Origin of the sequence: Tolumonas auensis DSM 9187, from assembly GCF_000023065.1 — a bacterium.
Classification (GTDB): domain Bacteria; phylum Pseudomonadota; class Gammaproteobacteria; order Enterobacterales; family Aeromonadaceae; genus Tolumonas; species Tolumonas auensis.
Genome location: NC_012691.1, coordinates 686,481 through 712,657, shown reverse-complemented (window position 1 = coordinate 712,657; position 26,177 = coordinate 686,481). Strand labels below are relative to the sequence as shown.

Here is a 26,177-nt window from a genome sequence, read left to right as displayed (position 1 = left end):
AGGTAGTTATCTTATTGATGATCGTAAGCTTTCAGCTCATCACGGCACTGTGTCAGATAATATTCGCTCAGTGGCTGATGAGAAGTATCCAGCAGAATGCCGTCAACTTCACTGGCTAGCTTATCAGCCGCTTTCAGCATCAGATCAAAATGCGCCAGACCACGGCCGATGCCAGGTAATTGCATAAACAGAGAAACACCCGGCGTCATCATCCGATCCATTTGGCTTGGCTCAAACGTGCCGGGTTTAACCATATTGATCAGACTGAACAACACTTCGCCCTGCCCATCCATTTCCAGATGACGGTGATAAATATCCATCTCACCAAAACGGAAACCCAGAATACGCAACGCGTGTTTTAAATCACGGCCATAAATATAGGAACCTTCACGGGCAGAGATATTGATGACATACACATCTTTCCAATCCCCTCTGAATGATTCCTGCTGTGCTTCTTCAAATGGTTCCTGCTGTGATTCGGCTGATATCGCATCTTGTCCCGGCAATACGTCATCTTCATCACCGGCAGAGAATTGCGGTACAGAAGATATAACGGGATCATTATCCCGCACCGGAGAACCATTACGGGGTACAACCCGGACCTTGCCGATGCCATCAGCATCAAATCCATCGACATCCCGGGATTCAGAGCTCCGTTTTGCTGCTACTGCTTTCGGGGCTGTATTTTTTTGTTGCGCCCGTTTGTTACGTTGATTTGTCCACAAGCCATGAAGCACCAGTGCCGCAATTGCCAGTGCACCCACAATAACCAGTACTATTCGCAAATCCTGCATTTGTCGTTGCTCTATTATGTAATTGGTTGTCGAACTTCCCTTTATCAGTGCCGGTGCCCGCAACTGCAATGTCCCGCAGCCCGGTAAACGCACCATGGTGTCAAACACACTGATAAGAAACCATGTCAATCAATCCTGAAAAATCGATCTAAGACAGATTGAGCTGCTTTCTCCGACCTGTTCAATTATAACCCAGTTGTCATAAACGATAAGTACTTGTTCCTGATTCACATTATCCGTTTTGCGATGCTGGCTGACAACGCTTATTCACAGATAATCGCGTATTTCAATAAAATCTGTTATCTCTGACTCTACCAAAGTAACAGGCTATCTGTAATAGTCGCAATCAGTATCACCGCAGGGAAAATAATAATGGTAAATATTCAACCTCTTAGTGCTTTCGGGTATCTGCTTCGGGGATTGCACCTGATGACCCAGCCCGGAATACGACGTTATGTATGGTTTCCTTTATTAATCAATATATTACTTTTTTCTATCGGCTTTTATCTGTTATTTCAGCGTTTTGATATCGCAATGAATGCCTTAACCGCCTGGCTGCCTGACTGGCTAGACTGGCTTACATTTCTGCTCTGGCCACTTGCAGTATTAATTATTTTATTCACGTTCAGCTTTATATTCGGCATGGTGACTAACTGGCTAGCGGCCCCTTTTAACGGCATGCTGGCCTCCCGCGTAGAACAGTATCTGGTCTCTGATCTCCACCGGGTTGATGAACGCCCCTTGTGGCAAGAGATTCATCATGCATTTCGCCGGGAATGGCAGAAACTCAAATACTGGCTTCCCCGCATGCTGCTTTGTGCCATTCTGTTTTTTATTCCGGTTGCCGGTCAGTTTTTGGCGCCGTGGATATGGCTGCTGTTTTCAGCCTGGATGATGGCCATTCAGTACTGCGACTACCCATACGATAACCATCAGGTTGCCTTTCCTGATATGCGCCGGCAACTCACCCGGCACCGCTGGCGGCATCTCTCGTTCGGAGGACTGGTCATGTTGCTGGGTTCTATTCCGCTGCTGAATTTATTCCTGATGCCAATGGCTATTTGTGCCAGTACCGCCATGTGGGTTGACGATCAAAAAGCACAATAAATACGGAAGACACAATAAAAACGGGGGACATCTGGTCCCCCGTTTTTATTGTATCGGACAATCTTTAACTGTGACCAACCAGACTGTTTATCACAGCCGTGTTTGCCATTCTGGCATCATCCTCAAACTGATAGATGTCATCACGGAACTGTAGCTGGCCCTGTTTATCCACCCAACTGCGCCAATAGACGGTATATACCGGTACAGGATCCGTCATTGACAGCCATTTGGTTGTATCCTCTTTAAGCATCTGATCCAGCTTATTAATGTTCCATTTTGAATCTTTTAACAGCAGACGGGCAAAATCATCCGCCTCCTCGACCCGTACGCAGCCTGAACTCAGCGCTCTTAAATCACGTTTAAAATAGCCTGGCGATGAGGTTGAGTGTAAATAAATGGCATCGTTATTCGGCAAATAAAACTTATACCGGCCCAGAGCATTGTGATCACCCGGTTTCTGACGCAGCTGATAAGGAAAATTCTCTTCCGTTCCGTCCCACACCATGGCAGCCGGATCAACAGTTATGCCTTGTGAATCCACCAGTTCAAACTGTCCTTTATCCAGAAAGTGTTTGTCTTTCGCCAGTTTAGGCACCAAATCCTTCTGCAGGATACTGGCTGGTACATGCCAGGCAGGATTAACAACGATGCTCGATATTTCACTGGATAAAATGGGTGTCTGACGTTTTATCTGCCCGACTATGACCCGGCTGGAGAAAATCTCCTGCTTTTTATCCAGCACCCGCAGACGAAACTCAGGAATATTGACCAGTACGTAACGTCGGGAAGACATATTCTGTGGCAGATCACTGCGCAAAATACTACGAGCGAGAATCACAGCCCGCACCTGAGGCGGCAGACGCAGCCAGTTCAAGGTCCGGCGCCCAATAACACCGTCTGCATCAAGTCCGTGCCGCTGCTGAAAATGTTCAACAGCCTGAACTGTTTGCACATCATACGTTGTCAACTGCATCTGCTGCGGAGTCAGTGTATTCGCTTGTAAATCGCCGCTACGCAATAAAATATTACGGATGACCGGCAACGCGTCATGACTATCCCCAGGCCTGACTTTTAATGCCGGTAATGCAGGCCATGGTGCCTTTCTGGACTCGCTGAGCAGAGAAAGCAACACGCGGCGATTCGTCAGATAGTTTTCTGTCTGCGGACGTAATTTATTGATCGCGCTATCAGGATCAGTGCGCTGTAACAGTTCATCATAAGCATGACGGCCTGTTGCAGACGTGGAAGGGTTGAAACTTTTCAGATGAAAACGCTCACGCGAGTCCCAGTCCAGAGCATGCCATTCACGGCGGAACTGCTGTAATAAGCTATAAATCCGGTAGTAAGTTTCCGGATCCTGAGCCAGCTCCGGTTCGTTACTCAGTTGCAGCCAGGTATCAGCAAAAACCGGATGGATACCTGTCATTGCGATTTCCATCAGTTGCTGGGTCAATTCCGACCGTACGGTGACAGATGGTAACGGCAATACAGTTTTCACGTCATAACCCGATGCTGATGATATAGCGCTGTGCCCGGTATTGACGGCGAAACAATTACTGTTCCATGCCAGCAGAAGCATTACAGCTGTCGGCATAAATTTGCCACGCATCTACTTCCTCCCCATCCCTGCATTCACATCTGCAAAATTACAAGGGTAAGTAATAATCTTATTGTTCTGATTACGTTAATTATGCCTAAAACCATTCGGCATGTTCGGATTATTTTTAACAGTAGATAAATCTCATTTATCACTAAATGGGCTATATCTTGTTATTACATATGGTTATAACAAAACGGCATTTCCTATCCTGACATTTAAGATTAACCTACATCCAACAAAGACCTACCCCGCAGGAGCGAACATGAGCAAAATCTATGCAGATAACTCACTGACCATTGGTAACACCCCTCTGGTTCGCCTGAACCGCGTAAGTAAAGGCAACGTATTAGCTAAAGTTGAAAGCCGTAATCCCAGCTTCAGCGTAAAATGCCGTATCGGCGCAAATTTGATTTGGGATGCCGAGAAAAAAGGCATTCTGAAACCAGGTAAAGAAATTATCGAACCAACCAGCGGTAACACCGGTATTGCGCTGGCATTTGTAGCTGCTTCCCGCGGTTATGGCATTACTTTGACTATGCCTGCAACCATGAGTATTGAGCGTCGCAAACTGCTGAAAGCGCTGGGTGCAAATCTGGTGCTGACTGAAGGCCCGCTGGGCATGAAGGGCGCAATTGCCAAAGCAGAAGAACTGGTTAATTCCGATCCGGAAAAATACGTTCTGCTGCAACAGTTTGAAAACCCGGCCAACCCGGAAATTCACGAAAAAACGACAGGCCCTGAAATCTGGAATGACACTGACGGTCAGGTTGATGTGGTTGTGGCCGGTGTGGGTACTGGCGGTACGATTACTGGTATCTCCCGGTATATCAAGAAAACACAGGGTAAACAGATCACCAGCGTGGCTGTAGAACCTGCTGAATCACCGGTAATCAGCCAGAAACTGGCCGGCGAAGAGATCAAGCCTGGCCCGCATAAAATTCAGGGTATCGGCGCAGGCTTCATTCCGGGCAACCTCGATCTGTCACTGCTGGATCGCGTAGAAAAAGTGACCAGTGATGATGCGATTGCCATGGCGCGCCGTCTGATGGAAGAAGAAGGTATCCTTGCCGGTATCAGTTCTGGTGCTGCAGTTGTTGCGGCAAACCGTCTGGCGGAGTTACCTGAATTTGCCGATAAGACGATTGTTGTTATTTTGCCAAGCTCCGGCGAACGATATTTATCGACAGCGCTGTTCCAGGGACTGTTCACCGAACAAGAACTGCAATCCTGAGTTCAGACATAATCTGATTCACATTAAAAGCACGCTCCGGCGTGCTTTTTTCATTCCGTTCGACCTCACTTTTGCCCATAGCAGCATATTACTGCCGCCACAGGCCTGAAATAGTAACTTTTACGTTAACGAAGCAGTCGTTGTCATACTACAACTCTTTATTTTATCAATAACAACTCGGTAACAATCCATAAAAAGTCACGTTTTAATATGCAAAATCGTTTATCTCCGCTGCAGGTCGATGGTATCCTTAGCTGGCTCGACAATATGGATTTATTTAATTTGGGGTGAACAAATGTACGAGAAGTCTGTACTGATTACTGCTGAAAACGGCCTGCACACACGTCCTGCTGCTCAGTTCGTTAAAGAAGCTAAAGAATTTCAAAGCGAAGTAACCGTGATCAGCGGTGGCAAAACTGCCAGCGCCAAGAGCTTGTTCAAACTGCAAACTCTGGGTCTGACCAAAGGTACTTCCATCACTATCCGCGCTGAAGGCAGTGATGAACAGCAAGCTGTAGATAAACTGGTTGCGCTGATGGCAGAGCTGGAATAATCCGGCTCTTTCTGTTTTTGCACTTTTTTTATCCCTATTAACACAACATAGGTACGGCTATGATCTCTGGTATCCTGGCATCGCCTGGCGTTGCATTTGCCAAGGCCCTGGTGCTGAAAGAACAACACATTGTTATCAATCAGGCTCCGATTTACACTTCTCAGATTGATAGCGAAGTAGCTCGTTTTTACGACGCTCGCACCAAGTCTGCACAACAATTAGAAGCCATCAAAGAAATGGCTGGCAAGACTTTCGGTGAAGAGAAAGAGGCTATTTTCGAAGGCCATATTATGCTGCTCGAGGACGAAGAACTCGAACAGGATATTCTTACCCTGATCCGTGATGAACTGTTTAGTGCAGATCGTGCTATCCACCAGGCTATCGAGCAATATGCTTCTATGATGGCTGAACTGGATGACCCATACCTGCGTGAACGTGCTACCGATTTCCGTGATATCGGTAATCGTCTGATTAAAAACGTTCTGGGTATGGAAATTATTAACCTGAGCACTATCGATGAAGAAGTGATCCTGGTTGCTAATGACCTGACACCATCAGAGACAGCTCAGATTAACCTGAACTACGTGCGTGGTTTCGTAACAGATATCGGCGGCCGTACCTCTCATACCTCCATCATGGCGCGTTCACTGGAACTGCCAGCGATTGTGGGTACTAACGATATTACCAAACAAGTACAGAGCGGTGATTTCCTGATCCTGGATGCTATCCACAATCAGGTTCATATCAACCCGACTGACGAAGTTATTACCAAAACCAAAAATGCACAGGCTAAATTCCTGGCAGAGAAAGCTGAACTGGCTAAACTGCGTGAATTGCCTGCGACTACTACCGATGGTCATCAGGTAGAAGTCTGCTCTAACATCGGCACCGTGAAAGATATGGATGGTGCACACCGTAATGGTGCTGAAGGTGTTGGTCTGTACCGTACCGAATTCCTCTTCATGGATCGTGATGCTCTGCCTACCGAGCAGGAACAGTTCCAGGCTTATAAAGAAGTGGCTGAAGCCATGCCTGACAAGCCAATCATTGTCCGCACCATGGATATCGGTGGCGACAAAGAACTGCCTTACATGAAGTTCCCTAAAGAAATGAACCCGTTCCTGGGCTGGCGTGCAGTGCGTATCTTCTTCGATCGCAAAGACATCATGCACACCCAGTTACGCGCGATTCTGCGTGCTTCCGTTTTCGGTAAGCTGCGTATCATGTTCCCAATGATCATCTCAGTTGAAGAGTTCCGTTCACTGAAAGCTGAACTGGAAGAGCTGAAAGCAGATCTGCGTGCTGAAGGTATTCCATTCGATGAAAATATCGAAGTGGGTATCATGGTTGAAACTCCAGCTGCAGCTGTAATGGCTCGTCATCTGGCGAAAGAAGCCGACTTCTTCAGTATCGGTACTAACGACCTGACTCAGTACACTCTGGCCGTTGACCGTGGTAACGAGATGATCTCCCGTCTGTATAACCCACTGTCACCAGCGGTTCTGAACCTGATCAAACAGGTTATCGACGCTTCTCATGCTGAAGGTAAATGGACCGGCATGTGTGGTGAGTTAGCCGGTGATGACCGTGCTACCGTTCTGTTGCTGGGTATGGGTCTGGATGAGTTCTCTATGAGCGCCATTTCAATCCCACGCGTGAAACAACTGGTTCGCAATACCAGCTTTGCTGATGCGAAAGCACTGGCAGATCGCGCACTGGCAGCGGCAACAGCTGCTGAAGTTGAAGCGATTGTAGACGAGTATTTTGTGAAGAACTAAGCCGTCTGATAGAATCGTATTGATCAACATTATAATTCAGGAGCTAAACCATGGGCTTTTTTGATTTTTTGAAGAAGATGGTCTCTTCTGACAACAGTGCAACTGATACCGCTGGTATCGAAATTTTTGCACCGTTGTCTGGTGAGATTGTACCGATTGAAGATGTACCGGACGTGGTTTTCGCAGAGAAAATCGTCGGTGACGGTATTGCTATCAAGCCAACCGGCAACAAGATGGTTGCTCCATGCGATGGCGTGATTGGCAAGATCTTCGAAACTAACCACGCATTCTCTCTGGAATCAGATACAGGTATCGAACTGTTTGTTCACTTCGGTATTGATACTGTAGAACTGAAAGGCCAGGGCTTTACCCGCATCGCGCAGGAAGGCCAGCAGGTTAAGAAAGGCGATACCATTATTGAGTTCGACCTGGCATTCCTGCAGAGCAATGCAAAATCAACTCTGACTCCAGTTGTTATTTCTAACATGGATGACGTGAAATCACTGACCAAAATGTCTGGTCCTGTGACTCTGGGTGAAACTCCAGTACTGCGCATCAAGAAATAATAACCTTTCAGGTTGCTGAAAAGCCGGCTTTTAGAAGCCGGCTTTTTTATTCGCGCAATTCCCGCTTGTTTATATCCCCTGCCCGCTGTTTACAGTGTTTGTTTACAGTTTTCGCAGAGAGTGCAGATACAAAAAAACCCTCCGGAGAGGGTTTTGGATAACAATCAACAATAAAGCTTAAGCCATCAGGTATTCACGCAGCTTGGCGAAATCTGCCGGCATGAAGGTTGACAACAATGGAAGATCGGCGCGATCAGCCAGTGCTTTTGGCAGCGGCAGTTCGATCTGAAGAATATCTTCCACGCTTTCTTTGAATTTCGCCGGATGAGCGGTACACAGGAAAATACCCGTCTCATCAGCAGCCAGCTGCGATTGCAATACATCCCACGCGATAACACCGTGTGGTTCGCACAGATAGCCTTCAGCATTCAGTTTCTTCAGACTGGCACGGGTTTCTTCATCCGTACGTGCAGCGTAACCCAGCTCTTTCAGATCCCAGCCTTTTACCTTGAACAGCTCTTCAACACGAGGCCAGTTGTTCGGGCGGCTGACATCCATCGCATTCGACAGCGTTGGCACTGTTTCTTTAGGATCCCAGGTACCTTCTGCCAGATAACGTGGCACGGTATCGTTAGCGTTGGTTGCAACAATAAAACGCTTCACTGGTAAACCCAGAGCTTTAGCGATCAGACCGGCGGTCAGGTTACCGAAGTTACCGGACGGAACTGCAATCACTGCCTGTTCACGCTGTGCTTTTGGCAACTGGGCAATCGCTTCAAAGTAGTAGCAGACCTGCGCAACCAGACGGCTGATATTAATGGAGTTTGCAGAATTCAGACCAATCGCTTTTTTCAGCTCTTCATCATCAAATGCATTTTTTACCATCGCCTGACAATCATCAAAGGTGCCTTTGATAGCGATAGTACGGATATTACCACCCAGTGTGCAGAACAGCTTTTCCTGCAGCGGGCTGATCTTGCCTTCCGGATAGAGGATCACAACTTCAATATTTGGCAGACCATAGAAAGCATGCGCTACAGCGGCACCGGTATCACCGGAAGTGGCTGTCAGGATAGTGATCTTCTCGCCCGTACTGAACGCAGTCAGACATTGCGCCATGAAACGGCCGCCAAAATCCTTGAATGCCAGTGTCGGACCATGGAACAGTTCCAGTGCATAGCAGTTGTCCGCTACTTTCGCCAGCGGAGCCGGGAAAGAGAAAGCAGTCCCAACCATCTGCTGCAATTGTTCCTGCGACAGTTCATCACCGATCAAATGCTTCAGAATGGCAACTGAACGCGCAACCAAAGGCTTGTCCAGCAGCGCATCCACATCGGCTAACGGTGCGATCTGTTCCGGGAAGAACAGACCCTGACCGCGACCCAGCCCCTGTTTCACGGCCTGAGCAAAGCTGACCTGTTCTGAATGATCTTTGATGTTGTAAAGCTTCATAGTCCTTGTCCTGTAATTTGTGTTCCCTGACGATCAATTTTGCAGACATGGCAGAAACCGTCTTCATTCTGGATGAAGTTAGCTTCCAGCCAATCTTTCATACGTAATGCCTGTTGCTTATCAGTCATAGCAACAAATACGGTCGGGCCTGAACCGGAGATGCCGGTTGCCAGTGCACCAGACATAGCAGCATGCTGACGTACTTCGTTAAATTTCGGAATCAGTGCCTGACGATATGGTTCAGCAATGACATCTTTCAGCATGGCTGAGGCCAGCTTTTCCTGACCGGTATGGCTGGCATGCACAAAGGCTGCCAGACGACGACCATAAGTCAGGCAGTCACTGCGACGATATTGTGCCGGCAGAATGGCGCGTGCTTCCGCTGTGGAGATGCTGATCCCCGGATAGCAGGAAACCCAGTACCAGCTATCAAAAGTCGGGATTGACTGACTGATGACGCCTTCTTCTTCGATCATCAGCTGCAGACCGCCCAGATAACATGGCGCCACGTTATCATAGTGAACTGAACCGGAGATCTGACCTTCCAGTTCGCCCATCAGCAATAATGCTTCGGTCTGATCCAGCGCATAATCATGGAATGCGTTCAATGCGGCCAAAGCGGCAACAATACTGGAAGCACTGGAACCCAGACCGGAACCAATCGGCAGGTTTTTTTCCAGCACCATGCGCAGAGGTTTAATGCTTAATCCACGTTTTTTCAGTGCTGCGGCATAACCCAGATAGCAGTCATAAACGATGTTCTTTTCTGCTTCCGCCGGTAATTTATGGGCAAAACGGCCCTGACAACTCAGAGCGAACGGTGCATCGTGATCAGCTACTTCAACACGGTCACCCAGTAAAGCGCCATCAATAGGTGCCAGTGCGGCACCTAATACGTCAAAACCAACACTGACATTACCAATCGAGGCCGGAGCGTATGCTACTACGGTCATGAATTATACCTCTTGCTTCCAGTTCAGGGTGCGCAGCAGATCAGCGAAGACCCCTGCCGCTGTTACTTCAGTACCCGCACCGTAACCGCGCAAGACCAAAGGAATCGGTTGATAGTAAGTAGAGAAGAACGCCAATGCGTTTTCACCATCTTTTACTTTGTATAACGGATCGTTCTCGTCCACTTCTTTGATGGCCACTTTGCACTGACCATTTTCGATGCTGCCGACGTAACGGAGCACTTTGCCTTCTGCTTTCGCAGCTGCAACGCGCTCACTGAACCAGGCATCAGCTTCTGGCAGACGTTTGATGAACTCGTCAGTAGAACCGGTGGCATCAAATCCTGGTGGCAGAGCCTGTTCCACAATCACATCGCTCAGTTCCAGTGGCATACCGGCTTCACGTGCGAGGATCAGCAGCTTACGCGCTACGTCCATACCGCTTAAGTCATCACGCGGATCCGGCTCGGTAAAACCGTTGCCTTTGGCAGTCAAAGTCGCTTCAGAGAAGCTGCAGCCTTCATCCAACTTACCAAAGATGAATGACAATGAACCAGACAGAATACCGTTAAAGGCCTGTAGTTTATCACCGGCTTTGATCAGATTCTGCAGGTTTTCGATAACCGGCAGGCCAGCACCTACGTTAGTTTCGTACAGGAACTTACGACGGGTTGCCTGTGCAGTACGGCGCAGTTCACGGTAGTACTGAATAGAACTGGTATTGGCTTTCTTATTCGGGGTAACCACATGGAAACCAGCAGCCAGGAAGTCAGCATACTGACCAGAGATGGTTTCATCAGAAGTACAATCGACAATGACCGGGTTGATCAGATGGCTGTCATCCACCAGCTGTTTGATGGCCTGCAGATTGAAACGCTCAGTGGCTTTTTCTAACGCTTCTTGCCAGTTGTTCAGATCCAGCCCGTCTTTAGACAGGGCCATTTTACGGGAGTTAGCCAGGCCAACTACACGCAGACCGATACCCTGCTTGCTCAGTACTGCCTGCTGACGGCGGATTTGCTGCAGCAATGCACCACCAACGCCGCCCAGACCAACCAGGATGATATCGATGAATTGCTGGGTACCAAACAGGTTCTGGTGACACGCTTTGATCGCTTCGGTCACTTTTTTGTTGCCAACCACCGCAGAGATAGAGCGTTCGCTGGAACCCTGAGAAATCGCAACGATATTGATCGCAGCCTGAGCCAGTGATGTGAAGAAACGGGCCGCGATACCTTTCATGGTACGCATGCCATCACCGACCAGCGACAGGATCGCCAGATCATGACGGATCTCAATTTCTTCCAGCAGGTTAGCCTGTAATTCCAGCTCAAATTCCTGATTCAGCACTTTCAGTGCTTTTTCTGCATCATAAGTATGGATACAGAAACTGATGCTGTATTCAGAAGAAGCCTGAGTGATCAACACCACGGACACACCAGCACGGGATACAGCAGTAAACATACGGCCAGCCATACCAACCATGCCTTTCATGCCCGGACCACTGACGTTGATCATGGAGATACCGGACAGATCGGAGATCCCTTTGACCGGGTATTGATCATCACCGTGATCGGCACTGATCAAGGTGCCTTCACCCTGAGGATTGAAGGTGTTTTTGATCAGGCAAGGAATATGGAAGCGGGCAATCGGCGCGATGGTACGCGGGTGCAGCACTTTGGCACCAAAGTAAGACAGTTCCATCGCTTCTTTATAGGACATGCGCTTCAGCAGTACGGCATCCGGCACCAGACGTGGATCGCAACTGTAAACACCATCTACGTCAGTCCAGATCTCACAGCAGTCAGCATTCACGCAGGCAGCCAATACCGCCGCTGAATAATCGGAACCGTTACGACCCAGCAGAACCAGTTCGCCTTTCGCGTTACCGCCGGTAAAACCAGCCATCAGGTAAATGTGGCCTTCATTAACAGGTTTTGCGGCAAAGCGGGCACGGGAGGCATCGATATCGACATGCGACTCCAGGAAATTACCTTCCGCCAGCAGCATTTCCACCGGATTGATCATGGTGACCTTTTCACCACGTGACAGCAGCAATTGTTCCATGCAAGCGATAGATAGCGCTTCACCACGGCTTAAGATCAACGCCTGAACGCTGTCAGGGCACTGATTCAGTAATTGAATACCCTGCATTTTGCTACGGATGGTACCCAATTCCTGCTGCAAACGCTGCATCAGCAATTCATCAGCAAAATTGGCATAACGTGCTTTCAGTCCGGTGATCAGACGAGTGAAAATACTTTCAATTTCAGCCAATGTTGCACTGGCATCTTCACCTTTGCTGGTCTGAGCAACCAGCGCCACCAGCAGGTTAGTTACTTTGGCTGGTGCGGACAACACCAATGCCACCTGAACCTGTTGCTGATTGTTCACAACGATGTCAGAAACCCGCAGGAATCTTTCCGCATCAGCGAGTGAAGAACCACCAAACTTAAGAACACGCATATACATCTCCCTGTAACGAAAAAGCCCGTACCTGGTTAGGGGACGGGCTTCATGAATTTTTTCTGTTATTCGTGCATCAGCCCGCGCCAGTACCACCAATTGTGGTGCCGGTAATGATAATAATTGTGCGGGTAGCAATAATAGACAGCATAATCGGACTTCGAATAAAAAGTGACATAGCAATACCGGATAAGGCACATGGCTGTCAACAAAATTCTGTCACAACCCCTGCTTTCGCGTTGTTCACACAGCGGATCCGGAACCTCATTTATGCATATCGGCATGTATTGTTAATAACATTGAAAAAACAGATCTACTGTCATATGAATGCAGCGAATATGTTAAAATCAGTGCAATTTCATTTACCACAGAGAATTTCCATGCAAACACCACAGATCTTGATCGTTGAGGACGAGCTTGTTACACGGAATACGCTGAAAAGTATCTTTGAAGCAGAAGGCTATCATGTACTGGAGGCTAATAATGGTGATGAGATGCACCATACCCTGGCGAACCAGCGCGTCGATCTGGTGATCATGGATATTAACCTTCCAGGTAAAAACGGCCTGCTGCTGGCACGTGAAATTCGTGAAAAAGGCGAAATGGGTCTGATCTTCCTGACTGGCCGCGATAATGATGTTGATCGTATTCTGGGCCTGGAAATCGGCGCTGATGACTACATCACCAAGCCATTCAATCCACGTGAGCTGACTATCCGTGCCCGTAACCTGCTGGGACGCACCCGCCGCGGTGATCCGGTAGAAGAGCCCGTTGCCGGTAACGTATCAGCTTATCGTTTCAATGGCTGGACACTGGATATCAACAGCCGTTCGCTGATCAATCCATCCAATGTTGCCTACCGCCTGCCGCGTTCTGAATTCCGTGCATTGCTGCACTTCTGTGAGAATCCGGGACAGATCCAGACTCGAGCTGATCTGCTGCTGAAAATGACTGGTCGTGAACTGAAGCCTCATGATCGTACTGTGGATGTCACCATTCGCCGTATTCGTAAACATTTTGAGGATTATCCGGACACCCCGGAACTGATCACCACTATCCATGGTGAAGGGTATCGTTTCTGTGCCGATTTAGAGCAAGAAACCAACGCTTAGTTAATTTTTGTTAAGCTAACAGCTAAAAAGGCCAACCTGTGTTGGCCTTTTTATTTTCTGCACGCTAGATTGAGCAGGTTTATAGGATTAGAAGATTGGTTTCCGGACCGATTGCTGTACTGTGGTTCACCTGAGAGCACAATAAAAATAGGAGCCAGCATGAAGCACTGGTATCTGGCTTACTGTCGTCCGAAAGAAGAAGAACGGGCGAAGTTGCACCTGCGCAATCAGGGGGTGGATAGTTATTATCCGCTGGTACTGACGCGTAAAATCATACGCGGTAAAGCGATGGAAAAAATTGAACCGATGTTTCCCCGCTATCTGTTCGTGCATATGGATATAGAGGAATTTTCACCGCTCAAGGTTCGTTCTACCCGCGGGATCCACCACATCGTGGGACATGGATCGACCTGGGATAAAGTACCGGCAGAACTTGTCTATCAACTCATGCGCAATGAAGACAGTGATGAATCAAGAGACGTTGTCAGCCGCTTACCAAAAACAGGCCAGATGGTGATTTTTAATGAAGGACCATTTGAGGGGTTGCAGGCGATCTATCAGGAACCGGATGGCAATCAGCGCGCTTTTCTGCTGCTGTCCATACTGAATCAGGACATCTGCAGCAGCTTTGATAACAAAAGCTTCCGTTGCATTACCGGTTAGCCCCCGTCCCTTGTATGTGTTGCGCTGACAATGCGGTGCAACACATCATACCCAGCCATTCAGTAAACGATATTCTTCCAGTACATAGGTATCTGTCATGCCGCTGATAAAATCGAGTAATAATCTGACGCGGTAATACCACTCCTGTTCAGCCGGACGCTGAAAGAAAGGATCCGGGGTTTCCGTTGCTTTCTGGTAGGCAACCACATGTCGGCGCGATAAGCGGTGACAGAGACGCAGAGCATGCTGATACCGGTGATGACCTTCCCCGCTCAGTAATTGACGGAAAATCGCTGCCGGCAGCGCCAGCAATACACTGTACGTTAACAACACGCCCCGCACGGCAGCATAGCCGGAGAGCTCCAGACTTTCGACTTCGCGCTGGCCGAATATCGACTGGCGGGCCAGTCGTTTCAGCGCATTAAGCACATTGAGCGCCGGATGTTCCCGTTCAAGCAGATGTCCGACGAAATGCCCTGCCAGAATATCTTTTTTATGCTGCAAGTATGATTCTGCCGCCAGTTGCACCCAGTCATTGGTCAGCAGATAGCGTAAATGTGGGAAAAATCCCTGCTCATCCAGCAACGCGGCATCCAGCAAGGGCTGCAAATATGCGCGGGTATCATCATCAACCTGCTGCGTCAGAAACCGGATCACTTCATCTACCGTCAGCAGATGCCGATCCACCGCATCATCGACATCAGCAATACAGTAAGAAATATCGTCCGCCGCTTCCATGATAAACACCAGCGGGTGGCGGACTCCGGCAGGGAGTTGTAATACATCCCGGATACGCGCGATCAGGTGACGCTCACTGATAAACACGCCGATTTTGCTGTCAGTGGCGATGACCGATTCATCAATCACCCGCGGATATTTAATGATGCAGGCTAACTGGCTTAAAGTCAGGTTGAGCTTCTGCAGCGAGTGTACCAGCCGCAGACTCTGTGCATTGCCATCAAAGCTGCAGAGATCCGGTGCCAGTATTTTTTGCCATTGCTCACTGGCGGATGTAGCCAGCGAGGCTATATACAAACTGTCCAGTTCATCATGCAACCATTCACGCAGTACCGCTTCGCCAAAATGACCAAAGGGCGGATTACCCACATCGTGCAGCAGGCAGGACATCTCGATCAGATTGATGACAACCTGTTCCGGCCAGTCCGAAGGTTTCATCTGCCGGATAGCGAAGATGATCTGCCGGCCGGCTTGCTGCACTTCCAGCGAATGTGTCAGCCGGCTACGGACCGAGGCTTTTACATCCAGCGGAAAAACCTGCGTTTTCTGCTGCAGACGCCGGACCGGGGCACTCTGTACGATCCGGGTCCGGTCCACCTCGGTGGCCGCCAGTAATGATTGCGGCTCTGCCGGATAGAAACGTTCAGGCTGAAGCAAATGCTGATAATGCAACATAAACCGGTTCCTTCAGTAATGGCGGTTATCCCTGCAGACCATCCACCTGAGAGCGTTGCAATTGCAACCATTCACGCAGACGTTCCAGATCCCCCTGATACTCTGCACTGATACTATCCACCCAGTCGTGAATATTTTCCTGCCATGCCGGCAAATCAGGCGATTGCGCCTGTTGCGCCAGCTGATAAATACGTTTCAGACCAACGGCCCCGGCAGCACTTTTGATTTTATGCGCTTCTTCCACAATGCCCTGTTTATCTTTGGCCATCAGCGCGCTGCTGAGTATATTCAGATATTCCGGCATGGATTGTTCAAACAGATCAATCGCGGAGGCCATCACATCACAACCCACGACGCTGGTGAAATCCTGCAGAAAGGTTATATCCAGCAAATGCTTTTCCTGCGTATCCACAACCGGCGCGATTGGTAACGCGCAACCAACAAACAGTTCATTCAGGGTTTTACGCAGATTGCCCAGAGCCAGTGGTTTGCCAATCACGGACTGCATTCCATGTTGCCGATACTGCCGCGGATCATTGACCAGATTAGCGGTCAGAGCGACCAGTGGTGGTAGCTGTTCCGGATAACGCCGGTGCAGTTCATCCGCAATATCAAACCCAGTCATATCCGGCAGTTGGATATCCAGCAAGACCAGATCGTAACGATCAGGCATGAATTTATCCAAAGCCTCGGCGCCGCACATCGCAACATCAACCTGATGCCCCAGTTTATTGAGCATAGCCGTTGCTACGGTGACGTTCAGGGCAATATCTTCAACCAGAAGAATTCGTAAGACCGGCAGTTCCTGCGCCAGTAACTCTTCTGTTTCATCAATCTGGTCATCCGGTAAAACAGCCACATCCAGTTCAATCGTGAAACAGGAACCATGCCCCAGCTCACTATCCACATGGATCATACCGTCCATCGCGTCCACCAGCTGCTTGGTGATTGCCAGACCGATGCCGGTGCCGACAGCCCGTCTGGTCCCGGGAACCTGATAGTACATCGCAAAGATATTTTCCTGCTCATGCTCGGGAATGCCGATACCGGTATCTTCAATATCAAAGCGCAGATGCACTTTATTTTCTGCTGACGGAGAGACCTGTACGCCAAAAGTGATCCCGCCTTCAGCCGTGAATTTGACCGCATTGCTCAGTACGTTCCACAGGATTTGCCGCAGGCGGGTACCGTCCGCCACAATCCAGTGCGGAACATCGCCATCAATATCAAAATGCAGATACAGTCCTTTGGCTTCCACCATTAACGTGCTCAGCGTCTGCAGGTCGGAGAGCAACAACCGCAGATCGATTTTACTGTTGGCAATTTTCAGCCGGCGACGTTCAATCTTATCCAGATCGATAATATCGTTAAAAATATTACCCAGCGTGACCGCACTTAAGTGAATGGTATTCAGATACTGACGCTGCAGATCATTCAGTGGGGTATCCAGCAGAATATGACTTAAACCAACCACACCATTCAGTGGTGTGCGCAGTTCGTGGCTGATGGTGGAAATGAAGGTCGTTTTATCCTGACTGGCTTTTTCCAGCTCATCCTGATAGCGCTTATGTTCGGTGATATCACGGCCAAATCCGACCAGACCGAGCCGTTCGCCATTGGCGGCGAAAAACGGAACCTGACGCATTTCAAAACACGCACGGCGACCATCCGGATAGGGAAACCATAACTCATAAGTCACAGGCTGGTTCGTTTCGAATACGTCACGATCACGGCTGATGATTTGCTCCGCCATTTGCGGTTCATAAAGACCATAAGGGGTACGGCCAATGATTTCATTGCGTCCCCGCCCAAGCATGGTTTCCAGTGCCTTGTTGCAGCTTAAAAACTCTTCCCGTTCATTGCGGTAAAACACCAGATCGGGTGAACTGTCGAGGAATGAACGTAGCAGCACGCTCTGCTCTTCCAGTTCTTTCTGCGCTTTTTCGCGCTGAATAGCTTCCGCTTCCAGCTCGCTCAGCACGCGCAGCCTGGCCGCTTCCGCCCGCCGGGTTTCTTCAATCTGATTATTTAACTGACTGATATTGCTCCGCAGACGCAGGTTCAACGCCTGATCACGCTCCCGCATCACCTGCAGCTTATGCACCATGTCTGTCAGACGACGCCGGGAATCCTCCAGCTCATCAATCACCGCCGTCAGGAAATAGGCCGCCCAGGGGGTCACCAGTAAACCAAAGAAAACGGAACGCACCAGATCGACGACATCGACAACCCCGCGTAACAACAGCGTAATGGTGCCCTGAATGACGACCGCGATGGAAATAATGCAGAAGGCCAGCAGCAGACTGAACCGGATGATACCGATACGGGTGATCCAGTCTACATACAGCTGTACCCAGGTTTTGATTTGACGCATTGCCTTATCCTGTGGCGAAAAAACCAAGCAGGATCAGCATAACGGGTAATCGGGGTGCTTCCTAGCCCGGAAACTGAAAGGGTTGACCTAATGCACTGCCCTGCGGACCAAGTTGTTCCAAATGACGATAAATATCGAGCATGACACCCCAGCGACGTTCACACCATTCCGGTGCCAGCAATGTCGGCCGGCGGGCGGTCGCTGTCACCCGGTGATAAACCACCTCCGGTGGCGTATGCCGGATCATGTTCGCCGCGATTTCGGCATATTCTTTCTGCGATAAGGTCTGTAACCGTCCGGCCCGCCAGGCTTTGGCCATGGTACTGCCTTCAACCACATGCAGCGGATGCAGCTTAATACCATCCGTACCGGTTGCGACCACCTGCTGCAGGGTAGACAGACACTCATCGTTCCCTTCTTCCGGTAATCCGACAATGAGGTGGGTACAGATCTTCAGATTTCTTGCTCTGGCCCGCTCAACCGCATCGGCATAGGCGCTGTAATCGTGCCCGCGGTTGATGCGTTTCAGGGTAGCAGCGTGCGCACTCTGCAAGCCCAGTTCCAGCCAGATCTCCAGCCCCTGCTGCTGATAACTGCTCAGCAGATCGAGCACCGCATCCGGCACGCAATCCGGACGGGTACCCACGCATAAACCAACCATGTCGGCCACCTGCAATGCTTCTTCATACATTTTTTGCAGATAAGCCACTTCGGCATAGGTACTGGTATACGCCTGAAAATAGGCCAGATAACGCCGGGCCCGGGTGATCTCATCTTTACGGGCGGCCAGTTGCTCCCCAATCGATAATTGCTGAGTACCTTCATCAGCAAAAGACGCCACATTGCAGAAGGTACATCCCCCCTTCCCCAGCGTACCGTCACGATTCGGACAGGTAAAAGAGCCGTGCAAGGTCAGTTTATGGATCTTCTCGCCATAGCGATGTAACAGATCCTGACCGAAGGTATTCACTAAAAGATGTATTTGCATGACGGCTCCCGAAATTAAGCGGCGCCATTGTAAAGGAAATGCCGGGCAGCCGCATCGCTGCGACTCGTCACCAAGCATGGATATTGCTATGATCATACTTAATATTTCTTTGCCAGACCGAATGGCGAACTCTTCGAGGTAGTGATGAAAATAGGAATCATCGGCGCAATGGAGCCGGAAGTTGCCATTTTACGTGAACAAATCAGCAACATGGAAACCCTGAGTATTGCTGGTTGCGAGTTTTATCGTGGCGAACTGGCCGGACATGACGTGATCCTGACCCGTTCCGGAATCGGCAAGGTAGCAGCCAGCATCGCAACGACCATCCTGCTGGATCGTTACGCGCCGGATTGTGTTATCAATACCGGTTCTGCCGGTGGTTTTGATCCGGAACTGCGTGTCGGTGACGTGGTTATTTCGGATGAAGTGCGTCACCACGATGTGAATGTCACCGCATTCGGTTATGAGCCAGGTCAGTTACCGCAACAACCGGCGGCATTCATCTCTGATAGCAAGCTGATTGAAGTGGCAACCCAGGTGATGCATCAGCTGCCGGAATTACAGAGCCGTATCGGTCTGATCTGTACTGGTGATCAGTTCATGTGCGATCCTGACCATATTGAGCAGGTGCGTCAGACGTTCCCGGCGATGATGGCTGCAGAGATGGAAGCTGCCGCAATTGCCCAGGTATGTCACCAGTTCAAAGTACCATTTGTGGTGATCCGCTCACTGTCCGATATCGCTGGTACTGAATCGCCAAGCACCTTCGAAGAGTATCTGGAAGTCGCGGCGAAAAACTCTTCAGCCATGATCGTTGCGATGCTGAAACAGCTCTGATGACACCCCAATCTGGCCAGGGTTGCCGGCTGACATTAATTACACTTTACGGATGGAACGCGTATGTCAATCTGGCGTAATTGTCTGCTGCCCTGGCTGGCGTTACTGCTACCGGTGTCTGCGCTGGCGGCGCCACAGCGTATCGTCAGTCTGACTCCGCACATCACGGAAATGCTCTACGCTATCGGCGCCGGCTCGCAGGTCGTTGCCACCGATCAGGCCAGTGACTATCCCGACATCGTCAAAACCTTGCCTAAGGTCGCTAACTACCAGAGCCTGAATAGCGAAAGCTTACTGATGGTAAAGCCGGATCTGGTGATTGTCTGGGGTTCAACCCAGACAATGATGCAGCAGCAAGTCAAAGCATTAGGGATCCCGCTGTTATTACTGAAATCGCAACAGCTGGATGATTTGCCGCAGGAGTTACGCTTGCTGGGTGAGAAAACCGGTCATACAGAACAGGCCAATCTTCTGGCGGCGCAAATCGCGGATAAATTTGCCTTTTATCGTCAGCGAAGCCAGCAGCATCCCAGAATAAAAGCATTTTATCAGCTCTGGTATCCGCCGCTGACCACCGTTGCGAACGGCTCCTATATTCAGGAAATCATGACCATGTGTGGTGCTGAGAATCCTTTTGCTGACAGCAAGGCCCCCTATCCGCAACTCAGTGAAGAAGCCGTATTAGCGGCAGACCCACAAGTTATCTTTGCTACCCAGCATGGCAGTGATCTGCAGCACTGGCTGAAGTGGCCGCAACTTGCTGCGGTAAAACAAAAACATTTGTACCTGCTGAAAGCCGACTGGTTGCACCGTTTATCACCACGGGTATTACTGGGTATCGAACAGATGTGCGGCAAAATAGACGCTGTAGTAAAAAATTCGGAAATAACATCGCCGGTTAATTGAGTAGTATTAACATACTATTTACAATCGCAGCCCTTAAATCATTGTCAGCTGAGAGCATCATGCAGCCTTTGTTTATTGATAATCTGATCTATTTTATCGACCTGTTAGGAACAGTTGTTTTTGCTTTTTCCGGTGTACTGGTCGCCGGCCGGCTGAAAATGGATATTATCGGTGTATTAGTATTAGCTGCGGTCACTTCCATCGGCGGCGGTACGATCCGTGATTTATTAATCGGCGCCACGCCGGTGTTCTGGATCAAGGACTCGCACTATCTGCTGACCATCGCGCTGACTGCCGTTGCCGGTATGGGGATTGCCCGTGTTCAGCACCGCTTCCCCTGGTACCTGTTACCGCTGCTGGATGCCGTCGGGCTGGCCCTGTTCGTCGTGATCGGTGCGCAAAAAGCGCTGAGCTATGGCACTTCTGGCATCATTGCCGTGATTATGGGTTGTATTACCGGCGTCGCCGGTGGTGTGGTTCGCGATATTCTGGCCGGAGAAATTCCGATGGTGCTGCGCAAAGAGGTCTATGTCACCGCCTGCCTTCTGAGCGGTTCCATCTATGTGATATTACTTGATGTAGGTCTGGGTCATGTTGCGTCGATGTTTGTCAGCATGCTCAGTCTGCTGTGTGTGCGGGTACCGGCGATTTTTCTGCATCTCTCTCTGCCAACCTTTCATCTCGGCAAAGACGATTAGCCGTTATTCTGCTCTGAACAGAGCCGTTTTATTAAACCGCAGACAGTAAAAAGGCCCGTCTCATTGAGACGGGCCTTTTTATTTGGTGGAGCTACGCGGGATCGAACCGCGGACCTCTTGCATGCCATGCAAGCGCTCTCCCAGCTGAGCTATAACCCCGATATTCGGTATTTTATCTGATCTGAAATCAGAATTTGGTGGAGCTACGCGGGATCGAACCGCGGACCTCTTGCATGCCATGCAAGCGCTCTCCCAGCTGAGCTATAACCCCACAATGCTGGATGCATCCATGTACTGGAAGCGACACGAATCATAGGGATAGCCGGCAACGCTGTCAATAGTAATTAAGACATAGTCAGACTAAGTGATGAACAAATCGCCAAAAGAAAACGGCCTCGATATGAGGCCGCTTTTATATCGTTTTACCAATCAATCAGGCATGCAGCGAACGATCACCGCGGGCGATACCGCAGACGCCGCTACGCACGACTTCGACAATGTCAGTCACCTGCGCCAGCGTATGCAGGAACGCATCCAGCTTATCACTGCTGCCGACCAGCTGAACGGTATACAGTTCCGGGGTGACATCCACGATCTGGCCGCGATAAATCTCAGCCATCCGCATTACTTCATCACGGGAACCACCGGCACAGCGGGTCTTGACCAGCATCACTTCACGCTCGACATGCGCGCCTTCAGTGATGTCGCAAACCTTCAGTACATCGACCAGTTTGTGCAATTGCTTGGTGATCTGTTCAATGATCTGAATTTCACCGCTGGTAACAATCGTCATACGGGACAAAGTGGCATCTTCGGTAGGCGCTACCGTCAATGACTCAATGTTATAAGCACGCTGCGAAAACAGACCGACGACACGACTCAGAGCACCGGCTTCGTTTTCCAGCAGGACAGAAATAATATGTCGCATCAGGTACGCTCCGTTTTACTCAGCCACATTTCGTTCATCGCACCGAATTTGATCTGCATCGGATAAACATGCTCATCCGGATCAACCGCGATATCCATAAACACCAGGCGATCTTTCAGTGCGAAACACTGTTCCAGTGCTCCTTCCAGATCATCCGGATGATCAACGCGGATACCCACGTGACCATATGACTCAGCCAGTTTGACAAAATCAGGCAGCGAGTCCATGTACGAATGGCTTTGACGACCACCATAGAACATTTTCTGCCACTGTTTCACCATACCCAGCGAACGGTTGTTCAGTGCAATGATCTTGACCGGAATACCGTATTGCAGACAGGTCGACAGTTCCTGGATATTCATCTGAATGGAACCGTCACCGGTCACACAGCAGACGACCTGATCCGGATATGCCAGCTTGGCACCGATAGCCGCCGGGAAGCCAAAGCCCATAGTGCCGAGGCCACCCGAATTGATCCACTGACGCGGACGGTTAAACGGATAATACAGTGCCGCGAACATCTGGTGCTGACCTACGTCTGACGCCACAATCGCATTACCGTCAGTGACTTTATACAACGCTTCAATCACTTGTTGCGGCTTGATCACTGCAGTTTCTGTCTTGTAGCTCAGGCAACGCTGGGCACGCCAGCCGTCAATCTGTTCCCACCAATCAGCCAGACCGTCATTATCGGTATCCAGCTCCATCTCATTAATAGCATCCAGCATCTGCTCCAGCACGGTATCAACTGCACCGACAATCGGCACATCAACCGGTATGATTTTGGCGATCGAAGTTGGATCGATATCAATGTGGATGATTTTGGCATCCGGGCAGAACTTGGCGATATTGTTGGTCACACGATCGTCAAAACGTGCACCTACCGCCAGGATCAAATCGGAATGATGCATCGCATTGTTCGATTCAAAAGTACCGTGCATACCCAGCATGCCGATAAACTGATGATGTGAACATGGGAATGCGCCCAATCCCATCAGTGTTGAAGTTACCGGCAAACTGAACAGTTCGGCAATACGCATCAACTGGTCGCTGGCATTGGCGGCAATGGCGCCACCACCGATATACATCACCGGTTTGCGTGCATCAGCCAGTAATTTGGCTGCACGCTTGATCTGACCTTTATGGCCGGATTTTGTCGGGTTGTATGAACGTAAGCTGACAGATTCCGGATAGACATACGGTACTTTGATAGCCGGATTCTGCACATCTTTCGGCAGATCGACGACCACCGGGCCCGGACGGCCGGTTGACGCAATATAAAATGCTTTCTTGATCGCCTGAGGAATATCAGCTGCCTCTTTACACAGGAAGCTGTGTTTCACCACCGGACGGGAAATCCCGATCATGTCGGTTTCCTGAAACGCATCATTACCAATCAGGCTGGTTGCGACCTGACCGGACAGAACCACTAACGGGACTGAATCCATATAAGCAGTTGCAATACCAGTGATACAGTTGGTCGCTCCCGGACCAGAAGTCACCAGCACCGCTCCGACTTTACCGGTTGCACGTGCATAACCGTCCGCCATATGAACCGCTGCCTGCTCATGACGAACCAGAATATGCTCGATCTTGCTATTCTCGAAAAGGGCATCATAAATATCGAGCACAGACCCGCCAGGATATCCGAAAATATGCTCTATCCCTTCGTCTTCGAGCGCTCGTACTACCATTTCCGCGCCTGATAACATCTCCATGCTAAGCCCTCCCAGGCTTGTCTCGATTACTTGAAGTTTGCTCGCGCTGCCGCCTGAAGCGGACTTTATGCCACGCTGTTCATCCGTAACAGGTAACTAACGGGCTGCGGAGGCTCCTGGTAGCCTGTCTCTGGTCCTGCGCTACGACCCGCCTGACAGAGCAATCAGCTACCTATTCGGGTGGAAGAGATCATCCGCTTGCCGCAATAGAGTTTCTATCCTAACGATTCTTTGCCGCTACGCCAACAGGCAACGCATCTTCAGAACAGTTTCACTATATATCCAAGTGCGGCTCAGGGATCAGACAGGGCTTAAAAACGCGGGATATGTCATGAAAAAAAGCGCGGACTGAACAGACTCACCGTCAGGCACGCATCAGTTGTCCGTTGGATAAATCGGCACCCAGCCCCAACTCATGGATACGCTCCATCACCGGTTCCGGGAAAATGACCTGCCGCCATAATCTTTCAGCCAGATCAGGCACTGATTCGCTACGTCCCTTAGCCAGCCACTCAGCAATCGCCGTCGCCACATCCGGATAGTGAACCTGTCCGGCTTTTTCTGCATTCAGCCAATGCCTTACCTGACCCGGATCGAGTCGCTGCATGACATGCGCCAGACCAAGCAACTCAAGTGTCATCGCATTCGATGCCTGTTCAAATTGTCCCTGCACTGGTTTCAGCAAGAGTCGCTTACCCAGTGTCAATGCTTCAGATGCCAGTTCAAAACCGGCATTACAGATCACGCCATTACAACCGCGTAATGCTTTCACAAAGCTGTCTCTGCCCAGCGGCATAAAACACAGGTTATTCTGTTCTACCGGAATGGTGAACTGTGGATGGAAACAGATAAACCGCGCCGATTTAAAACGGGACAGCAACTCAAAAATCGCAGCAGGTGCTTCAAATGGCAGATAAACCAGAATATCGCCGCTGTCATTATCCGGCTGCAACGTTTCAATCACCGGCGGCAGGATCGGATAGCCAAAGTGATACCAGTGTAAACCCACCGCATGATGGACCGGGGCAAAATGCCGCATCGTCAGACGCGCGAACAAATTATTGCCGGTTTGCGGTATTCCGTAACGAAAAGAGGCCTGATGACTGATCCCCAGACTCGGTATGTTCTGTCTTTTGGCTGCCCATGCGGTAACCGGCTCAAAATCACTGATAATAAAATCATAATCCTGCAGCGATAACTGGCGGATATCGCGGAATAAACGCAGGGGCTGACTACGGCCGACGGTCGCCAGCAAATCAATAGCACCATTGCGGGTGACAAAAGTCAGCCCCGGCACAGCACGGTAATCGCCGAATTCCTGCATATCAAAATAGGCATGCGCCTCTCTGCCACTCAGCACATAATCAACGTCTACCCCTTCCGCCTGCAGTGCTTTCGCAATTAACCTGCAGCGGGAGATATGTCCGTTTCCCGTACCCTGTACACCATATAAAATCCGCATTCTTAATACCCTTAAGGCAGCACACACCACGCGGCAAACAGACCCAGTCCTGCTCCGGCAATCAGATCAGTCAGATAATGCACGCCAAGTAACAAACGAGAAGCGCCGATAAACCCGGCCCAGATAAACGCGATCCACAACATCATGGGATAAAATACGGCTACCGTTTCCGCCATTAAAAAAGCAGCGGCAGTATGACCTGATGGCAGACTGTAACGATCAGACGGTGTAATAAAGACCGGCAGATTACGTGGCCGTTCACGTTTAAAACTATTTTTGAGAACCCAGTACACGGGCAGTTCGACAGCGAAAGCCATCAGTGCATACAGGAAAAAATCCTGTCCACGGACACCATCACACCAGGCAAGAGTAATACCCAGTAACAGATAAAACGGGCCATCCCCGGTGCGGGAAATACAGCGACTGATTTTTGCCTGAAACTGGTTATAACAGTGAGATAAGAAGAGCTGGCTGGTTTTTTGATCCCAACGCTGAATAAATTGCATATTCTTCTCCGCCCGCAAGGTCTTACCCACCAAGGTAGAGGTAAAGAATGACAATTCGTTTAAGAAGGGATAACA

General features: G+C 49.8%; 22 protein-coding genes and 2 tRNA genes. 10 read left to right on the top strand and 14 right to left on the bottom strand.

All coding sequences use genetic code 11. From position 1 onward, the window contains the following. Positions 1-11: 11 nt before the first annotated feature. The gene (zipA, locus tag TOLA_RS03255; protein ID WP_148210406.1) at positions 12-923 is read right to left on the bottom strand and encodes a cell division protein ZipA; all 912 of its coding nucleotides are present in this window, start codon (positions 921-923) and stop codon (positions 12-14) included. Positions 924-1,166: 243 nt separating this feature from the next. On the opposite strand from zipA, the gene cysZ reads away from it, so the two are divergent. After that, entirely contained in the window at positions 1,167-1,901 is a 735-nt protein-coding gene (gene cysZ / locus TOLA_RS03250) for a sulfate transporter CysZ (protein ID WP_012728857.1), read from the top strand. Between the two features lie 64 nt (positions 1,902-1,965). On the opposite strand, the gene TOLA_RS03245 is transcribed toward cysZ, so the two are convergent. After that, on the bottom strand, positions 1,966-3,510 hold the full coding sequence (locus TOLA_RS03245) for a L,D-transpeptidase family protein (RefSeq protein WP_012728856.1): 1,545 nt from the start codon (positions 3,508-3,510) through the stop codon (positions 1,966-1,968). Between the two features lie 253 nt (positions 3,511-3,763). Between TOLA_RS03245 and cysK the strand changes: the two genes are divergently transcribed. The 4 genes from cysK (at position 3,764) to crr (ending at position 7,629) form a co-directional block, all read left to right on the top strand. Continuing rightward, complete coding sequence (cysK, locus tag TOLA_RS03240) at positions 3,764-4,732, top strand: cysteine synthase A (protein ID WP_012728855.1); 969 nt, start codon at positions 3,764-3,766, stop codon at positions 4,730-4,732. Positions 4,733-5,027: 295 nt separating this feature from the next. After that, positions 5,028-5,285, top strand: coding sequence for an HPr family phosphocarrier protein (locus TOLA_RS03235; protein WP_041609457.1), 258 nt, complete (start codon positions 5,028-5,030; stop codon positions 5,283-5,285). 59 nt (positions 5,286-5,344) lie between these two features. Beyond that, the gene (gene ptsI, locus TOLA_RS03230; protein ID WP_012728853.1) at positions 5,345-7,063 is read left to right on the top strand and encodes a phosphoenolpyruvate-protein phosphotransferase PtsI; all 1,719 of its coding nucleotides are present in this window, start codon (positions 5,345-5,347) and stop codon (positions 7,061-7,063) included. Positions 7,064-7,113: 50 nt separating this feature from the next. Beyond that, a complete protein-coding gene (gene crr / locus TOLA_RS03225; RefSeq protein ID WP_012728852.1) occupies positions 7,114-7,629 on the top strand; it encodes a PTS glucose transporter subunit IIA in 516 nt (171 codons plus the stop codon). Positions 7,630-7,806: 177 nt separating this feature from the next. Here crr and thrC read toward each other — a convergent pair whose 3' ends face one another. The 3 genes from thrC to thrA are packed head-to-tail and all read right to left on the bottom strand — an operon-like array spanning position 7,807 to position 12,497. Then, positions 7,807-9,081, bottom strand: a complete 1,275-nt coding sequence (gene thrC / locus TOLA_RS03220; RefSeq protein WP_012728851.1) for a threonine synthase — start codon at positions 9,079-9,081, stop codon at positions 7,807-7,809. Beyond that, positions 9,078-10,034 (bottom strand): homoserine kinase, encoded by a 957-nt coding sequence (gene thrB / locus TOLA_RS03215; RefSeq protein WP_012728850.1) that lies wholly within the window; start codon positions 10,032-10,034, stop codon positions 9,078-9,080. Before thrB ends, thrC begins: the two co-directional genes overlap by 4 nt. Before the next feature lie 3 nt (positions 10,035-10,037). After that, complete coding sequence (gene thrA / locus TOLA_RS03210) at positions 10,038-12,497, bottom strand: bifunctional aspartate kinase/homoserine dehydrogenase I (protein ID WP_012728849.1); 2,460 nt, start codon at positions 12,495-12,497, stop codon at positions 10,038-10,040. 380 nt (positions 12,498-12,877) lie between these two features. Between thrA and arcA the strand changes: the two genes are divergently transcribed. Together arcA and rfaH are read left to right on the top strand one after the other, a co-directional pair. Further along, positions 12,878-13,609, top strand: a complete 732-nt coding sequence (gene arcA, locus TOLA_RS03205) for a two-component system response regulator ArcA (RefSeq protein ID WP_012728848.1) — start codon at positions 12,878-12,880, stop codon at positions 13,607-13,609. Between the two features lie 159 nt (positions 13,610-13,768). Further along, the gene (gene rfaH, locus TOLA_RS03200; protein WP_012728847.1) at positions 13,769-14,272 is read left to right on the top strand and encodes a transcription/translation regulatory transformer protein RfaH; all 504 of its coding nucleotides are present in this window, start codon (positions 13,769-13,771) and stop codon (positions 14,270-14,272) included. A gap of 45 nt (positions 14,273-14,317) precedes the next feature. Here the strand turns inward: rfaH and dgt are convergent, their stop codons facing one another. The 3 genes from dgt to mnmL form a co-directional block, all read right to left on the bottom strand. Beyond that, entirely contained in the window at positions 14,318-15,685 is a 1,368-nt protein-coding gene (gene dgt / locus TOLA_RS03195) for a dGTPase (protein ID WP_012728846.1), read from the bottom strand. Between the two features lie 25 nt (positions 15,686-15,710). Then, on the bottom strand, positions 15,711-18,059 hold the full coding sequence (arcB, locus tag TOLA_RS03190) for an aerobic respiration two-component sensor histidine kinase ArcB (protein ID WP_012728845.1): 2,349 nt from the start codon (positions 18,057-18,059) through the stop codon (positions 15,711-15,713). 61 nt (positions 18,060-18,120) lie between these two features. Beyond that, a complete protein-coding gene (gene mnmL, locus TOLA_RS03185; RefSeq protein WP_012728844.1) occupies positions 18,121-19,047 on the bottom strand; it encodes a tRNA modification radical SAM protein MnmL/YtqA in 927 nt (308 codons plus the stop codon). Between the two features lie 144 nt (positions 19,048-19,191). Here mnmL and mtnN point away from each other — a divergent pair, with 144 nt between their 5' ends. From mtnN to TOLA_RS03170, 3 genes are all read left to right on the top strand, one after another. Then, the gene (gene mtnN, locus TOLA_RS03180; protein WP_012728843.1) at positions 19,192-19,884 is read left to right on the top strand and encodes a 5'-methylthioadenosine/S-adenosylhomocysteine nucleosidase; all 693 of its coding nucleotides are present in this window, start codon (positions 19,192-19,194) and stop codon (positions 19,882-19,884) included. Positions 19,885-19,947: 63 nt separating this feature from the next. Continuing rightward, on the top strand, positions 19,948-20,790 hold the full coding sequence (locus TOLA_RS03175; RefSeq protein ID WP_012728842.1) for a cobalamin-binding protein: 843 nt from the start codon (positions 19,948-19,950) through the stop codon (positions 20,788-20,790). A 59-nt stretch (positions 20,791-20,849) separates the two neighbouring features. Then, entirely contained in the window at positions 20,850-21,488 is a 639-nt protein-coding gene (locus TOLA_RS03170; protein WP_012728841.1) for a trimeric intracellular cation channel family protein, read from the top strand. Positions 21,489-21,571: 83 nt separating this feature from the next. Here the strand turns inward: TOLA_RS03170 and TOLA_RS03165 are convergent. The 6 genes from TOLA_RS03165 to TOLA_RS03140 form a co-directional block, all read right to left on the bottom strand. Then, positions 21,572-21,647 (bottom strand) — tRNA-Ala (locus TOLA_RS03165). 36 nt (positions 21,648-21,683) lie between these two features. Then, a tRNA-Ala gene (locus TOLA_RS03160) sits at positions 21,684-21,759 on the bottom strand. Between the two features lie 162 nt (positions 21,760-21,921). Next, positions 21,922-22,416, bottom strand: coding sequence for an acetolactate synthase small subunit (gene ilvN, locus TOLA_RS03155; protein ID WP_012728840.1), 495 nt, complete (start codon positions 22,414-22,416; stop codon positions 21,922-21,924). Further along, complete coding sequence (locus TOLA_RS03150; protein WP_012728839.1) at positions 22,416-24,134, bottom strand: acetolactate synthase 3 large subunit; 1,719 nt, start codon at positions 24,132-24,134, stop codon at positions 22,416-22,418. Before TOLA_RS03150 ends, ilvN begins: the two co-directional genes overlap by 1 nt. Before the next feature lie 364 nt (positions 24,135-24,498). Next, entirely contained in the window at positions 24,499-25,596 is a 1,098-nt protein-coding gene (locus TOLA_RS03145) for an MJ1255/VC2487 family glycosyltransferase (protein WP_012728838.1), read from the bottom strand. 11 nt (positions 25,597-25,607) lie between these two features. Next, positions 25,608-26,102, bottom strand: a complete 495-nt coding sequence (locus TOLA_RS03140) for a phosphatase PAP2 family protein (protein WP_012728837.1) — start codon at positions 26,100-26,102, stop codon at positions 25,608-25,610. Positions 26,103-26,177: the final 75 nt, after the last annotated feature.

Excerpts from the sequence above, each read along its gene's own strand:
- cysZ (WP_012728857.1), top strand. The coding sequence starts at position 1,167 with ATGGTAAATATTCAACCTCTTAGTGCTTTCGGGTATCTGCTTCGGGGA.
- TOLA_RS03245 (WP_012728856.1), bottom strand. The coding sequence starts at position 3,510 with ATGCGTGGCAAATTTATGCCGACAGCTGTAATGCTTCTGCTGGCATGG.
- cysK (WP_012728855.1), top strand. The coding sequence starts at position 3,764 with ATGAGCAAAATCTATGCAGATAACTCACTGACCATTGGTAACACCCCT.
- TOLA_RS03235 (WP_041609457.1), top strand. The coding sequence starts at position 5,028 with ATGTACGAGAAGTCTGTACTGATTACTGCTGAAAACGGCCTGCACACA.
- ptsI (WP_012728853.1), top strand. The coding sequence starts at position 5,345 with ATGATCTCTGGTATCCTGGCATCGCCTGGCGTTGCATTTGCCAAGGCC.
- crr (WP_012728852.1), top strand. The coding sequence starts at position 7,114 with ATGGGCTTTTTTGATTTTTTGAAGAAGATGGTCTCTTCTGACAACAGT.
- thrC (WP_012728851.1), bottom strand. The coding sequence starts at position 9,081 with ATGAAGCTTTACAACATCAAAGATCATTCAGAACAGGTCAGCTTTGCT.
- thrB (WP_012728850.1), bottom strand. The coding sequence starts at position 10,034 with ATGACCGTAGTAGCATACGCTCCGGCCTCGATTGGTAATGTCAGTGTT.
- thrA (WP_012728849.1), bottom strand. The coding sequence starts at position 12,497 with ATGCGTGTTCTTAAGTTTGGTGGTTCTTCACTCGCTGATGCGGAAAGA.
- arcA (WP_012728848.1), top strand. The coding sequence starts at position 12,878 with ATGCAAACACCACAGATCTTGATCGTTGAGGACGAGCTTGTTACACGG.
- rfaH (WP_012728847.1), top strand. The coding sequence starts at position 13,769 with ATGAAGCACTGGTATCTGGCTTACTGTCGTCCGAAAGAAGAAGAACGG.
- dgt (WP_012728846.1), bottom strand. The coding sequence starts at position 15,685 with ATGTTGCATTATCAGCATTTGCTTCAGCCTGAACGTTTCTATCCGGCA.
- arcB (WP_012728845.1), bottom strand. The coding sequence starts at position 18,059 with ATGCGTCAAATCAAAACCTGGGTACAGCTGTATGTAGACTGGATCACC.
- mnmL (WP_012728844.1), bottom strand. The coding sequence starts at position 19,047 with ATGCAAATACATCTTTTAGTGAATACCTTCGGTCAGGATCTGTTACAT.
- mtnN (WP_012728843.1), top strand. The coding sequence starts at position 19,192 with ATGAAAATAGGAATCATCGGCGCAATGGAGCCGGAAGTTGCCATTTTA.
- TOLA_RS03175 (WP_012728842.1), top strand. The coding sequence starts at position 19,948 with ATGTCAATCTGGCGTAATTGTCTGCTGCCCTGGCTGGCGTTACTGCTA.
- TOLA_RS03170 (WP_012728841.1), top strand. The coding sequence starts at position 20,850 with ATGCAGCCTTTGTTTATTGATAATCTGATCTATTTTATCGACCTGTTA.
- ilvN (WP_012728840.1), bottom strand. The coding sequence starts at position 22,416 with ATGCGACATATTATTTCTGTCCTGCTGGAAAACGAAGCCGGTGCTCTG.
- TOLA_RS03150 (WP_012728839.1), bottom strand. The coding sequence starts at position 24,134 with ATGGAGATGTTATCAGGCGCGGAAATGGTAGTACGAGCGCTCGAAGAC.
- TOLA_RS03145 (WP_012728838.1), bottom strand. The coding sequence starts at position 25,596 with ATGCGGATTTTATATGGTGTACAGGGTACGGGAAACGGACATATCTCC.
- TOLA_RS03140 (WP_012728837.1), bottom strand. The coding sequence starts at position 26,102 with ATGCAATTTATTCAGCGTTGGGATCAAAAAACCAGCCAGCTCTTCTTA.